At 36.1% G+C, this 321-nt stretch carries 1 protein-coding gene; it reads right to left on the bottom strand.

Annotation, left to right across the window (positions count from 1 at the left end; translation table 11 throughout):
• Positions 1 to 193, bottom strand: a 193-nt coding sequence (locus ACSG5Z_RS30015; RefSeq protein ID WP_435712761.1) for a cyclic pyranopterin monophosphate synthase MoaC, incomplete at its 3' end; no start/stop codon positions are given.
• Positions 194 to 321 lie beyond the last annotated feature (128 nt).

The following is a 321-nucleotide window of genomic DNA, read 5'->3' on the forward strand; positions in this document are numbered from 1 at the left end:
CCATAATACCTGCGATTTGTGCAACTGCTAATACGTCACCTTTCCCAATTTCATTGTGAGAGTTTTTATCGTAAATTTCTTTTGTAACGACAATGCTAGAGCACGCAATTGCTGTTCGGACGGTTGCTTTTTTGTCACTTATATCAACCATCTTCGCGCGTCCTTGGTCATTAAAGTGTGTGAATGAAGACATGGAATTCCTCCTTGAAGTAATTTCTATTTAATATATAAAGTTTAATCGAGATAAAAAAAATTGCAAATATGAGGTGACAAACCATGATACAAAAACGAATTCCAATTCAAGTTGCTGAGGCAGTAGAG

It is taken from the genome of Bacillus pretiosus (assembly GCF_051294775.1).
GTDB classification, from domain to species: Bacteria; Bacillota; Bacilli; order Bacillales; family Bacillaceae_G; genus Bacillus_A; species Bacillus_A wiedmannii.